General features: G+C 71.6%; 10 protein-coding genes. 6 read left to right on the forward strand and 4 right to left on the reverse strand.

What is annotated here, in order from left to right; all coding sequences use genetic code 11:
• The first annotated feature begins 33 nt into the window (after window positions 1-33).
• Window positions 34-462, forward strand: coding sequence for a hypothetical protein (locus LG634_RS06240; protein ID WP_226732615.1), 429 nt, complete (start codon window positions 34-36; stop codon window positions 460-462).
• Between the two features lie 81 nt (window positions 463-543).
• On the opposite strand, the gene LG634_RS06245 is transcribed toward LG634_RS06240, so the two are convergent.
• Window positions 544-732, reverse strand: a complete 189-nt coding sequence (locus LG634_RS06245; RefSeq protein ID WP_226732616.1) for a hypothetical protein — start codon at window positions 730-732, stop codon at window positions 544-546.
• Window positions 733-920: 188 nt separating this feature from the next.
• Here LG634_RS06245 and LG634_RS06250 point away from each other — a divergent pair, with 188 nt between their 5' ends.
• Window positions 921-2393 (forward strand): helix-turn-helix domain-containing protein, encoded by a 1473-nt coding sequence (locus tag LG634_RS06250; RefSeq protein ID WP_226732617.1) that lies wholly within the window; start codon window positions 921-923, stop codon window positions 2391-2393.
• Here the strand turns inward: LG634_RS06250 and LG634_RS06255 are convergent.
• The gene (locus LG634_RS06255) at window positions 2386-3363 is read right to left on the reverse strand and encodes an NAD(P)H-binding protein (RefSeq protein ID WP_226732618.1); all 978 of its coding nucleotides are present in this window, start codon (window positions 3361-3363) and stop codon (window positions 2386-2388) included. The two genes, LG634_RS06250 and LG634_RS06255, sit on opposite strands and share 8 nt — an antisense overlap.
• Before the next feature lie 188 nt (window positions 3364-3551).
• On the opposite strand from LG634_RS06255, the gene LG634_RS06260 reads away from it, so the two are divergent.
• From LG634_RS06260 to LG634_RS06270, 3 genes are all read left to right on the forward strand, one after another.
• A complete protein-coding gene (locus LG634_RS06260; RefSeq protein ID WP_226732619.1) occupies window positions 3552-4190 on the forward strand; it encodes a hypothetical protein in 639 nt (212 codons plus the stop codon).
• On the forward strand, window positions 4187-7981 hold the full coding sequence (locus tag LG634_RS38175) for a CHAT domain-containing protein (protein WP_226732620.1): 3795 nt from the start codon (window positions 4187-4189) through the stop codon (window positions 7979-7981). The genes LG634_RS06260 and LG634_RS38175 overlap by 4 nt, the downstream gene beginning before the upstream one ends.
• A 218-nt stretch (window positions 7982-8199) precedes the next feature.
• Window positions 8200-9399 carry a S8 family peptidase gene (locus tag LG634_RS06270; protein WP_226732621.1) on the forward strand — a complete coding sequence of 400 codons (1200 nt, stop codon included), beginning with the start codon at window positions 8200-8202 and terminating at the stop codon, window positions 9397-9399.
• Between the two features lie 97 nt (window positions 9400-9496).
• Here the strand turns inward: LG634_RS06270 and LG634_RS06275 are convergent, their stop codons facing one another.
• Entirely contained in the window at window positions 9497-10375 is an 879-nt protein-coding gene (locus LG634_RS06275; protein WP_226732622.1) for a glutathione S-transferase C-terminal domain-containing protein, read from the reverse strand.
• 185 nt (window positions 10376-10560) lie between these two features.
• On the opposite strand from LG634_RS06275, the gene LG634_RS06280 reads away from it, so the two are divergent.
• A complete protein-coding gene (locus tag LG634_RS06280) occupies window positions 10561-11751 on the forward strand; it encodes an RNA-guided endonuclease InsQ/TnpB family protein (RefSeq protein WP_226732747.1) in 1191 nt (396 codons plus the stop codon).
• A gap of 160 nt (window positions 11752-11911) precedes the next feature.
• Here LG634_RS06280 and LG634_RS06285 read toward each other — a convergent pair whose 3' ends face one another.
• Entirely contained in the window at window positions 11912-12073 is a 162-nt protein-coding gene (locus LG634_RS06285; RefSeq protein WP_226732623.1) for a hypothetical protein, read from the reverse strand.
• Between the last annotated feature and the right edge of the window lie 11 nt (window positions 12074-12084).

Below are 12084 nucleotides of genomic sequence, written 5' to 3' on the forward strand. Positions count from 1 at the left end.
GCTCCTGACCCGCACCGCCCCCCTGGAGGAGAAATGAACCGTCGCGTCCTGACCGCAGCGCTGGAGGTCCCGCTGCCGCCCGAAGAGGCTTTCCGGCTCTTCACCGCGCGAGGCGAGCGTGACTGGGTGCCCGGCTGGGAACCCGTCTTCCCCGTCGACACGCCGGACGACTCCGCCCCGGGAACCGTCTGGCTCACCTCCACCCCCGAAGAGGAGACCACCTGGCTGGTCACCGCTCGCGACTTCCCGCACACGGTTTCCTACGGCCGGATCACGCCGGGCGTCCGCGCCGGCACGGTCACCGTCGCCCTCGCGGCAACCGTGTCGGGCAGTGCGGTGACGGTCACCTACGACATGACCCCCCTCACCCCGGCCGCTGCCGACGCCCTCGACGCGTTCGCCGCCGACTACCCGTCCTTCATCGACTCCTGGGAACAGCTCATCACTGCCCACCTGACCTGACGCGACCCGCCCGGGGACCGGAACGCGGTCGGGCCGGTGGCGGCCGTCATCGGTCTGCACCGGCACCAGAGGCCGCCGTGGTCACGGGAGGAAGCGGATCCAGTGGCTCGCCGTCGCGGCGAGGCCGCTCATGCCGACGCCCCAGGTGAGCAGCGTGAGCGACACCCGCACGCGCAAGTGCCGGCCGGCACCGACCCGAAGGCCCGTGCGGTTCAGGTGGAGGTGCCAGTCGTGTCGGGCTGTGACGGTGCCGTGCTGCGTCTTGGTCATGTCCGTTCTCCGCTCCGGTCCGACCGGCGTGCCGGCCTGGTGGTCAACTTCCGCAATGGTGGCCGCCGTTGGGTTGTCCATGCAGTGCGGTCGTGTCCTCGCCGCTAAGGTCGGGACAAGCCCTGGTTGTCCCGGTGTTGTCCCGACTGCAGCCGAGGGCGGGCATCGGACCTGACGGGGGATGATCTTTGGCGAACACGCAGCGCGGCCGGCCGTGGAGCGACCTCGGTGCCGACGCGGACGTCACCGAGGAAGCAGCCCGGCTGGCCCGGTTCCTACGTGAGCGGGTGACCGCGGCAGGGGTCGGCCTCCGTTCGCTGGAAGGAAGGATCCCGTACTCCCGGTCCCAGATCAGCCGCGTCCTGGCAGCGAAGGCCCTTCCGGACGGAGCCTTCGTCGACGCACTGCTCGCGGCGACCGCCGCCAAGGACGCCCGGACGCACGAGATGCACCGCCAACGGGCCGCGGCGCTCCTGGCCGCGGTGCGTGCCCCCCGGCAGGCGGCTCCACCGCCTTCGCCGGAAGTGGTGGCCGAAGTCGCCGCCGTGCAGGCCGGGCACCTCCAGACCTACGAGCGGCTGACGCAAACCCTCGACCAGCGGAACGAGTTGCGCGAGGCCCTCACCAGGTCGGAGAAGATCGTCTTCGTTCTGACGGCCATGCTCCAGTTCCAGAACCAGCACATCGAGACGCTCACCCGGGAACGGGACGGCCTCCTCGGCAGCCGGGCCGCCGAGGCCGCCGGAATCCAGGAAAGACTGGACCTCGCCCGTGACCAGGAAACGCGGACCCGCGAGGAGTTGCTGCGCGCACAGCACCGACACCAGCGAGCCGAAGCCCTGCTCCGCCGGACACGGGCCGAAGTCGGACACCTCAGAGGCGAGTTGCGGCGCGGCGACGCAGAAGCGACCGCCACCGATGGGGACAGCGCCGACGAACCACTGCCCGTTCCGGTTCCGCTGCCGCCGGGCGTGGCGTCCCTCGGTGACTCGCCGGCCGGAGCCGACCTGGCCGGAGCGCTCGACCGGGCGGCGGCGCTCGGCGAGGAGGACAACGAGATCCTCGATCGGGCAGAGCACCGCCTCGCCCACTCCCCGGCCTCGCCAGGTGCGCGCGCCATGCCGGGACGCCGCCGCAGGCCGGTGGTCCAGGGCGTGGCCGCCGTCGTGATCGCGCTTTCGGCGGGCCTGGCGCTGAGCACGTACCTGGCACCGGCCGACGACGACGGCAAGGAGGGGCCCGCGGCGAAGCCGAGTGCTTCTGCCGCGCCCCAGCCCTCTTCCCGTCCGTCCCCGGGCTGGCTGAAACCCGCGCGCACCATCGTGACCCTGCCCATGGAACTCTGGACGCCGGCGGACGGCACAGGGCAACGCACGGCAGAAGTCCGCCGGCAGATTCCCCGCATCGATACGGCACTGGCCGGCCGGCTGCCCGCCGTCGTGCGCATTTTCACGAGCTCGCCCGCAGACTCGCGCAGGGAGGCCCAGGCCATGTCCCAGGAAGTGGCGCGGCTGCTGCGCAAGGAGATGCCCGTCATGGGTATGGCACAGTTCAGCCACGCCTGGCAGGGCGGCCCGGCCGGCAGGGTGAGGCTGGAGATCTACACACTGGAGGCCGAACTGGCTGCGCTGGGCGGTCCTGCGCGCGGCGGCGTCACCTGAACCGGGTGAGGTGCGCCCGGACCCAGTCGTCGTACGTGAGGGGGGTGCGGCCGATGAGCTCGGGGACGGTCGGGTGCTGGTCGAGGGTCCAGCGGACGAGTTCGTCGTAGCGGTCGGCGTAGGCCTCCAGGGCGAAGAGGGTCACGTCGATCGCCCCGTCGGGCCAGCCGAGGGCCCGCCAGCGGGCCCGGCCCTCGTCCGGGGACAGGTCGACCGTCGCGATGTCGCGGCCGAGGGCGGCGGCGAGGGTGCGGATGCGTTCCTTCGTGGCCAGGGGGAGTCCGACGGCTTCCAGGATGCGGCCGTTGTGCTCGTCGCCGGTCAGGGCCGCGGCGGCGACGGCGGCGAGGTCCTCCTCGTGGATGAACGGGTAGTGACCCCGCTCGGCGAAGGCCTCCCGTACGACGCCCTCGGCGCGGACGGTGCCGAACCAGTCCGACCCCGTCGCCGGGTACGTGCCCTCGACGGCGGCGCCCATCACGGCCGACGGCCGGATGTGCGTCCAGGGGATGCCCGAGGCCTCGACGGCCTTTTCGATCGCCAGCCAGTACCAGGTCTCGGGCGGGTTGGCCGCCTCGTACTCCGGGCCGTGCGAGGACAGGAGGACCACCTTGCGGGCGCCGCCGTCGCGGGCGAGGGCGAGCGCGTCGGGGACCGAAGACGGCCGGGCGCCGGCGAAGAAGACGGAGTCGACGCCGTCGAAGGCCCGCGCGCACTCCAGGGGCCGGGTGACCGAGCCCGCCACGACCTCGGCCCCGGCGGGCCAGCCGTCGCCCACCTCCGGCTCGGCCAGGACCCGTACCGGCCGGCCCGCTGCGACGAGGAGGCGCGCCAGGTGCCGGCCGACGATCCCCGTCGGGCTGTTGCCCTCGTCCTTGCGGGGAGCGACGGCGGTCAGCAGACAGACCCCACCGGCTTCGGGGGCCGTCCCCACACCGTACCGCCCGTGCTCGTACCCGTATCCGTGCATGGCAAGACCCTTCCACATGTCAGCGGAGATCTTGCGCCTGCCCCTGTGCCGGGACGAGGTTGCGGATCGATGGCCAGAGCCTAGCGGACGACCGGTGATGCGGTCCCGTGAATGTGACCAACCGATCGACCGATCAACGGCCCGCGTCCTAGCATCGATCGGAGGTCACTTCGACGGCGGGAGACGCGGTGCAGCACGAGGTACGCGAGGGCGATGCAGTCCGGCAGGAAGGCACCGTCCGAATCTTCGGGTGGTACGGCGACGAGTCCCTCGCCGCCCCCGCCGCCGTGTTCGCCGAGGAGTTCTACGCGACGGCCGGCGACCTGGGATTCAACGTCGAGCCCGACCCGTTCGACGACGATCTCCTGCCGTTCGGCACGGCGGGCGACTACGCCGCGCAGCACACGGTGCCGGACAAGGGCGTGGCCGACCAGGATCCGGTCGCGCTCACCGTGGCCCTCTTCGTCGCCCTGGAACTGGGCAGTTGGGCCGTCGGCAAGGTCGCCAACGGGGTCTGGGGCAAGCTCGCGCCTGCCTTCGGCCGCCTGCGCGATGCCGTCGCAGGCCGCCCGCGTACCGAGGCCGCGTCACCGTCGCGGCTGGTGGTGCGCACGGTCTACGCCGCGGACCAGGTCGTCGTCGAACTGGCCGTCGATCTCGCCGACGTCGACGCCGACCGCCTGGGCAGCCACCTCGTCGAGGCCCACCACCGGGCCGTCGCGGCTGCCGCCGCGGGCGACGGTGGCGTACGGGTGATCAGGTTCGAGGCGACGCCGGCAGGGCTGTCGGGCCCGGCGGAACTGCCGGCCGCCGACCCGCACCCGTGATCGGCTGGGGCGAGAAGGCCGAACGTCCGCCGGAGGACGACGGGCTGTTGCGGCGCTTCTGCGGGACGCTGTCCCCGCGCTACGCCCGTGACCTGCTCGCCGCCCACCCGCAGCTGCTGATCATGCTCGGCGGCAAGGCCTACAAGACGATTCTGCGGGAGATACCCGGGTTCGACCCGGACGAAGGCCCGCGATGGAGACAACGGCTGGACGTCCTGTACGCCGCGGCGACAGCCGGACCGGACACCGCGTTCGGTGCTTTCGTCGCGCCCGGCCCGGACAATGGCGAACGGCTGCGAAGAGCACAGCAAGCGGTACGTGCCGTCCGCTCCGCCAAGGAGTTCGCCGCCGCCCTCTACGCGTATCCGGAGCTGCTCTGCGACACCATCCACCGCCGGCTGGTCTGGGAGGCGGAGCAGACGGAGGCAGAGCTGCGGCAGGGGCCGGAGGCGTCGGCCTTCCTGGTGCACCGCTGCATGCGGGTGGGAGTGGCGGCCGGGACGGCGCAGGGCGATGCCCAGCACCGGATCGAACTGGTGCCCACGGTGGCGCTGCCCCACATCGGCTGCGACACCGTTGCCGAGGCCCGGGAACTCATGGACGTCGTAGGCGACTTCATCGGACCCGAGTGCGGGCTCGCCGAACGCGTCCGCCTGCTCGCCGAGCACCCGGTGCTCCTCACTGAGGAGGCGGTGCGGCTGATCGACATCGTCGGCATGCTCGACATGCCGGAGTCCGTGCACACGGAGTTGCTCTTCGCCAGGTCGATCCTCACGACCGCGGAGACTCACGGTGTGGAAGAGGCGCTGCTTGCAACGGCGTTCGGCCGCATCCTGCTGGAGCCCGACCCCGTGCTCGCGGCGGCACGTGCCGACGAGTACCTGACACAGTTCGGGGCGCAGTCGTCCCAGCACATCGCGCTCTTCTTCCGCGACAGCAGCATTCAAGAACCCCAGCCCCATGAGTGGGAACGGATGGCAGAGCGGCATGCGATGTTCAACGAGCGGGCCGACCGGCGGCTGCGCCACGTCGGTGATCTCCTCGACGACCTCGTCGTGACCGACGCCCGACTCGAGGACGACCAGCACATCGGCCCGGTGGTCCTGCGCCTGCGCGGCCTCCTGTTCGGCAATCCCGACCTGCTGGGACCCCTCGCGCAAGGGCTCCTCGACAAGCGGGCCCAAGACGCCGGGCAGGAGGATGCCGGCCGTCGGCTCTCCGGCCTGAAGGTCCTGCTGCTGGAGGTTCCGGACCTCGGATTCGACATCGCCATGGGCCGCTTCCTCCACCGTCGTGCGGCCCTGGCCACGGCCGCACCGCGTACGAGTGCCGAGGACGCCGTGGGGCAGTCGGAAGCGTACGTGGAGGAACTCGAATCGTCCGGCGAGCCTGCCGCCGCACCGGTCGTCGAACGTCTGCTGCGCGATCTCGTCCTGGCCTCGGGCCTGCCCGACACCTCGCCCCGGCTGCGGATACGGCTCCTGAACTCACAGGCGGCACTGCTGCGGTGGCACTTCGCGGCGACCCGTCAGATCGACCACCTGGACCAGGCGATCATGCTGTTGGAGGAGGTGGTCGCTTTCCACGACCGGGTGGCCCCCGACATCGATGACGGCTCCTGGCTGCTGGGCAACCTCGGCGAGGCCCTGCTGCAGCGCTACGCCCTCACCCGTGACGACGCCGACCTCGGCCGGGCGATCGCCGCACAACTCGATGCCGTCAACCGCGCCCGCGCGAACGGCACGGTGTCCGCAATGCTCTTGAGGCAGTTCGCGCACGGCACGGCGGACGCGGCCATCCGGACCGGGCTGACCCTCTTCATGGAGTCGGCCGTCGACGCATTGCGTGAGGCACGCCTGCTCGCCCGACAAGGGACCGTGCCGCACCTCGTCATCACGGAGCTGCTCGCCACCCTCCTCTTCATCGATGCCCAGGCCGATGGCGATCACGAGGGAGTCGAGGAGTCGTTCGCCCTCCTGAGGGAGGTGCTTGCGGACAGCGCCGACCTCCCCGGACACCACGCGATGGTGCGCTACAACCTCGCGCGGAACCTGGGCATGAAGGGCGGTCCGTACCTGGCGGAGGCGATGACCCTCATGCGGGAGGCGCTCGCCGACGCCGAAGGCGTGAACATCCCCCTGGCCACCGTCTGCGCGACCTGGCTGGGCGAATGGGAAGGTGCGAGCGGCAACTGGGAGCAGGCGGCGTCCCACTACGTGGCCGCCTGGGCCCAGACCCGGCAGGTCACCGACTCCCAGGCGACCCGCGCCCACACGGAACTGCACCTGCGCGGGGTGACCGGACGGACCGCAACCGCGGCCTTCGCGCTCGTCCGCACCGACAAGCCCATGGACGCGGCGGTCCTCCTGGAGCAGGGCCTGGCGGTGCTGACCGGTAACGCGCTCACCGACGACCCGCAGTGGCTGGACCGCCTCACCGCGGCCGGTCACCCCGAACTCGCACGCAGCTACGCAGAGTTGGCGGCGGCGCTGCGTCGGCAGGACGGGCTGGACCTGACCCGGCTCGGTGGCGGTCTCGGGGGCGGCGCCCCGCTGAGCGTCACATCCACCGCGACCGGCGTGCGCAGCATGCGGCAACGCCTCGGCGAGACCGTCGAGGCCATCCGGAACATCGACGGGTTCGCCGACTTCCACCGCGCCGCCCGGGCGTCCGACGTCCTCGGCGCCGCCTGCGAGGCCCCGCTGGTGTATCTGGCCGCCACCGCATACGGAGGGTTCGCCCTGGTCATCGGCCGGGACCGGTCGATCGAATCGTTGGTCCTCCCGGAGCTGACCGAGGCTGCCGTACGAGCGCAGGTCCAGAAGGTCTTCGGCGACCCCGTGCGCGGAGTGGAATCGGCCGGTCAATGGCTCTGGACGGCGGCGATGGGGCCCGTCCTGGCCGCCGTCCGGGGCGCCGACCGGATCTGTCTCGTGCCCGCCGGCGGCCTGCACCTGCTGCCCCTGCACGCCGCCTGGACCCCCGACCCGCACCGGCCGACCCGCCGCCGGTACGCACTCGACGACCTGCTCATCACCTACGCACCCACCGCCCGTGCCGTCACCGTCACCCGCGCGCGTGCGCAGGCGGCGCGGCCGGGCCGGCTGCTCGTGGTCGACGAGCCGACGCCGGTCGCGGGGCCCCCGCTGCCGCACTCCGCAGCGGAATGCGCGGCCGCACTGGCCGGATGGGACGGGGAATCGGTGTACCTCAAGGGGGAGGCCCCCACCCGTGACGCCGTCCGCGCGCACCTGTGCGACGCGGCTCTCGCCCACCTGTCGTGCCACGCACAGGCGGACGTCGTCAACCCGCTGGCGAGCCGGCTGGAAGTCGCCCACCACGGCGCGGTCACGGTCGCCGATCTCCTCGGCGACCGGCTGGACGGCCTGCGGCTCGCGGTCCTCTCCGCATGCAAGACCGGCCAGGTGGGGACGACGGCACCCGACGAGGCCATCGGCTTTCCCACCACGCTGATCCAAGCCGGCGCGGCCGCCGTCGTCAGCAGCCTCTGGGCCGTCCCGGAACTCGGCACCACCGAGCTGATGGTGCGGTTCGCGCGCGAGTGGCGGACCGATGGGACCACGTACGGCGAGGCGCTCCGCACGGCGCAGCAGGAGGTCCGCGACAGCACCGTCGCCGAGAAACGCCGCCTCCTCGCCGACGTCATGCCCGCCGGCACCACCCCGTTCGCCGTGCAGGCCGCCACCGCACTCGCCCACGCCCGCCCCTACCACTGGGCCGCCTTCGCCTTCCACGGCGCAGACGGCCCCCCACTGCGCAGCAGGCCGTGACGCTCAGTGGTCCGGGTCTCTGTGCGGAAGCGGCGCACGAACGCATGCCGATTGTGGGGGAGTTGACGTGAAGTCGTGGGCGGGGTGTGGAGGGGGTTTTAAGAAACCTTGTTGAATAACCGCTACCGCCGGTTCGCTCTTGATTTGCTCCTGTCAAACGGAACAGGGTTGATCAGAAGTTTGACGCCCCCAACGTCACGACGAGGAGCAACCTCTCCATGGCAACTCACAAGCGGCCCAACGGACTTCGCAACACGGCCATAGCCGCAGGTGCTGCGGGCACACTCGCCGCCGCCTTCTTTGCAGGCCCCTTCGCCGGAGCCGCCGCCCCGGCCGAGGGGACCGTGCACGGACTCGGCGCCCCGGGTGCCGTGTCCGGAAGTTTCGTGGTGATCCTCGACGCATCCGCGAACAAGGAGGACCTGGCCAAGAAGTATGGAGGCACCCTGCAGCGCTCCTACGGCTCCGCCGTCAACGGCTTCTCGGCCTCCGGTCTGACGGTGACGGAGGCCAAGCGGCTGGCCGCGGATCCCGCCGTCGGCCAGATCGTACAGAACAAACGATTCAGCATCAACGAGACACAGGAGAACCCCCCGTCCTGGGGCCTGGACCGGATCGACCAGCCCGGCACGGCCGGCGACGCCAAGTACACGTATCCCGACGGCGGCGGCGAGGGCGTCACCGCGTACGTCATCGACACCGGCGTCAGGATCTCGCACGAGGACTTCGCGGGGCGGGCCGCCCACGGCTTCGACGCCGTCGACAACGACGAGACGGCCGACGACGGCAACGGCCACGGCACGCACGTCGCGGGCACCATCGCGGGCACCGCCCACGGCGTGGCCAAGAAGGCCAGGATCGTGGCGATACGCGTCCTCGACGACAACGGTTCCGGCACCACCGAGCAGGTCGTGGCCGGCATCGACTGGGTGACGCAGAACCACTCCGGGCCGTCCGTCGCCAACATGAGCCTGGGAGGCGGAGCCGACGAAGCCCTGGACGCGGCCGTCCAGCGTGCCATCGCCTCGGGCGTGTCCTTCACCGTGGCCGCCGGCAACGACTCCGCCGACGCCGGTCAGGGCTCGCCCTCCCGGGTGCCCGAGGCCATCACGGTCGCGTCCAGCACCGGGGGCGACGAGCAGTCCGAATTCTCCAACTTCGGCCCGGTGATCGACCTCTACGCTCCCGGCTCGGACATCACCTCCACATGGAACGACAGCGACACCGGCGTCAAGACGATCTCCGGCACCTCCATGGCGGCCCCGCACGTGGCCGGCGCGGCCGCCCTCTACCTGGCCGCCAACCCCACGGCGACCCCCGCCGACACGGCTGCCGCGCTGACGGGGGCCGCCACCGCGGGCGCCATCAAGAACCCGGCCTCCGGCACCGCGAACAAGCTCCTGAACGTGACGCCGTAGCCTGACCGGCGGCACCCCACGATCCCGCGGCGGGCGGTCCTCCACACGGCTGGAGGGCCGCCCGCCGTGCGCAGGCGCCCGGGCGCGACCGCTCCCGTCAGCTCCCCGCCGGCTCCACGGCCGCGACGGTTCGTGCCGCGTGCCCGGGCCAGTCCACGATCCGCACCGCCGCACCGGCGGCCTCCTTGCCGCGGCAGTGCGCGTGGTGCCGGTCGGCGATGGCGTCCAGGTCGAGGTGGGACGCGAAGGCGGGATGCGCCGCCAGTCGTCGCGCGTACGACCACAGGCGGGGGTGGTCGGTGATGCGGTACACCGCGGCGGCGTCCAGGTGCCAGCGGTGCACGGTGTCCAGCTGGACCAGCGTCACCCACAACTGCACGTCGGCGGCGGTGAGTGCGCTGCCGAGCACGTACTCGGTGGAAGCGAGCCGCCGATCCAGTGCCTGCAGTGTCCGCGACAGGGTGGTGAGCGCGGCGTCGCGCGCCACCGCGCCGATGCCGGACCGGCCGGCGCGCTGCGCCGCCGCGTTGACGCCCTGCTCGCAGAGCCGGCCGACGGCCTCGATCCGCCCGTCCGCGCCGTCCGGGTACAGGCGCGGGCCGGAGCCGCCGAACAGCCGGGCGAGGTCCTGGAGGATGTCGGGCGCGTGCGTGCTGACGATCCGGCCGGTCCAGTCGTCGCTGAGCACCGGGGCGAGGGCCGGTCCCGGATGCCGGTGCGAACTGGCCTCGTACCGTGGGCGCAGGGCCAGGTACCCGCCGCCGGGCGCGTCGGGCAGGGCGGGCAGCATCGTCACCGGGACGACGTCCTCCAGGCCGGCCAGGCCGTGGGTGACGGCGATCCGCAGACAGCCCGGACAGGACGGGGCGAGGTGCAGCCGGTAGCGGTGCGGCACGGCGGGGTAACCGCTGCGCGCGTCGCTGCCGATCCTGCCCCGGAAGGAGGGCACGGCTTTCGGGGAAGTGGTGGCGGACATACATCTCCTTGGGAGTGCTCGGTCACCTGACTTCTTCCAGGAGGCCCCCGCCTTCAGGCGGGGGAGGAATGGATCCTTGGCGCGTAGGTGCGGAGCGCCGGAGTTCTCTTCGTTTCTGTTCTGAGCTGTGCTCTCTTCGGTTGTCAGTGGGGGGTGTTAGTTTCCGGATCGTGACGACAGCGGCGATGGCCGAGACGGTGGCCGGGCACGCCCGGTACACCTACCGGCTGCGTGTGTCGTCCGGCGCGCTGGGCCGGCTGGATGCCGAGTGGGCGCGGTGTCGGTGGGTGTGGAACGAGTGCGTGGCGATGTCCCGCAAGGTCCACAGGCACAACAGGACGACCGGCGGGCAGACGACGTGCGGCCCGGCCCGGCTCGACAGGATGCTGACCGAGGCCCGGCGGTCGATGACGTGGCTGCGCGAGGGTGCGTCGGTGCCGCAGCAGCAGGTCATCCGGGACTTCGCCAGGTCCCGGACGAAGGCGCTCAAGGACATCAAGGCGAAGCTGCCGATGCGGCGGCGGGCCGGGATGCCCCGCATCAAGCGCAAGCGCGAGGCCGCGCCGTCGCTGAACTACACGACCCGGGGTTTCCGGATCAAGGACGGCCGTCTGCACCTGGCAGGCGGGATCGTCCTTACCGTGGTGTGGTCGCGTGAGCTGCCCAGGCCGGCGTCCAGCGTGCGCGTGTACCGGGACAGTCTCGGGCACTGGTACGCGTCCTTCGTCGTTCCCGCCGTGACCCAGGCCCTGCCGGAAACCGGTGCGGCAATCGGTGTCGACTGGGGTGTGAAGGAGACCGCGACCACCACGTCCGACGCCCACGACCTGCCCCACGCGCAGCATGGCAGGACGGCCGCCGCGAAGCTTGCGCACTACCAGCGGATGATGGTCCGGCGCGGGACCCCGAAGAACCGTCCCGACACCAAGGGCTACAAGAAGGCCCGCCGAGCGGCGGCGAAGATGCACAAGAAGATCGTCCGGCAGCGGCAGGACACCGGCCGCAAATGGGCCAAGACCCTCGTCCGCGACTTCGACACACTCGCCGTCGAGGACTTCAAGCCGAAGTTCCTCGTCAGGACCACGATGGCCCGCAAAGCTGCCGACGCCGCGATCGGCGCCACGAAGACAGTCCTGATCGAGATGGCCCGCAAACATGGCCGGACCGTGCACCTGGTCCACCCCGCGCACACCACCATGGACTGCGCACACTGCGGAGCGAGAACCAAGCACCGCCTACCCCTTTCCCAGAGGACGTATACGTGCACCGCGTGCGGCGCGGTGTCCCCCAGGGACAAGAACTCCGCACGCGTGATGCTCGTCCGGGCTGGTCTCAACCCGGCTAGTGCTGATCTTGTAAGCCCCGCCACCTGCTAGGTGTCAGGCGAAGTGAGCTAGGAATCCCCTCCCTTCAGGGAGGGGAGGATGTCAAGGCCATACGACGACGGCACGCGGCGGCTTCGGCGCGTGCGGGACCCGGTGGTGCGCGGGGGTGAGTGCGCGGAGGGTGATGTGCAGCAGGTGGGTGCGCGGAGGGTCAGCTGACGGCGGGCGCGGGGCCGCCGTGGGGCGGGAGGCCCGCCGCGCTGCACACACGAAGGAGGTCGATGTGGCGGCGGGACGTCAGCAGCGGCAGCCGCAGCAGAAGGACGGCGAGACGGACGCCGTCGGTGCCGCGGTCCAGCGCAGAGCAGCCCATGATTCCCTACC

Source organism: Streptomyces bambusae (assembly GCF_020532645.1).
In the GTDB taxonomy this organism is placed as follows: domain Bacteria; phylum Actinomycetota; class Actinomycetes; order Streptomycetales; family Streptomycetaceae; genus Streptomyces; species Streptomyces bambusae.

Excerpts from the sequence above, each read along its gene's own strand:
- LG634_RS06240 (WP_226732615.1), top strand. The coding sequence starts at position 34 with ATGAACCGTCGCGTCCTGACCGCAGCGCTGGAGGTCCCGCTGCCGCCC.
- LG634_RS06245 (WP_226732616.1), bottom strand. The coding sequence starts at position 732 with ATGACCAAGACGCAGCACGGCACCGTCACAGCCCGACACGACTGGCAC.
- LG634_RS06255 (WP_226732618.1), bottom strand. The coding sequence starts at position 3,363 with ATGCACGGATACGGGTACGAGCACGGGCGGTACGGTGTGGGGACGGCC.
- LG634_RS06270 (WP_226732621.1), top strand. The coding sequence starts at position 8,200 with ATGGCAACTCACAAGCGGCCCAACGGACTTCGCAACACGGCCATAGCC.
- LG634_RS06275 (WP_226732622.1), bottom strand. The coding sequence starts at position 10,375 with ATGTCCGCCACCACTTCCCCGAAAGCCGTGCCCTCCTTCCGGGGCAGG.
- LG634_RS06280 (WP_226732747.1), top strand. The coding sequence starts at position 10,561 with ATGGCCGAGACGGTGGCCGGGCACGCCCGGTACACCTACCGGCTGCGT.
- LG634_RS06285 (WP_226732623.1), bottom strand. The coding sequence starts at position 12,073 with ATGGGCTGCTCTGCGCTGGACCGCGGCACCGACGGCGTCCGTCTCGCC.